Origin of the sequence: Tolypothrix sp. VBCCA 56010 (assembly GCF_050875635.1) — a bacterium.
GTDB lineage: Bacteria > Cyanobacteriota > Cyanobacteriia > Cyanobacteriales > Nostocaceae > Hassallia.
In genome coordinates this window covers 1-231 of the sequence record NZ_JBPAOH010000529.1, presented here as the reverse complement: position 1 = coordinate 231, position 231 = coordinate 1, and the positions used below count along the sequence as shown (strand labels likewise).

At 45.0% G+C, this 231-nt stretch carries 1 pseudogene; it reads left to right on the top strand.

Annotated elements, in window-relative coordinates:
* Nucleotides 1–231 (top strand): annotated as a pseudogene (locus tag AABK37_RS42220) (photosystem II q(b) protein); the annotation flags it as partial.

Sequence of the window (231 nt, the reverse complement as noted above, 5' to 3'; positions counted from 1 at the left end):
GTATCTCCGGAACCTTCAACTTCATGATTGTGTTCCAAGCAGAACACAACATCTTGATGCACCCCTTCCACCAATTAGGTGTAGCTGGTGTATTCGGCGGAAGTTTGTTCTCTGCAATGCACGGTTCACTAGTAACTTCTTCGTTGGTGCGTGAAACCACCGAAACCGAATCACAAAACTACGGTTACAAATTCGGTCAAGAAGAAGAAACCTACAACATTGTTGCAGCAC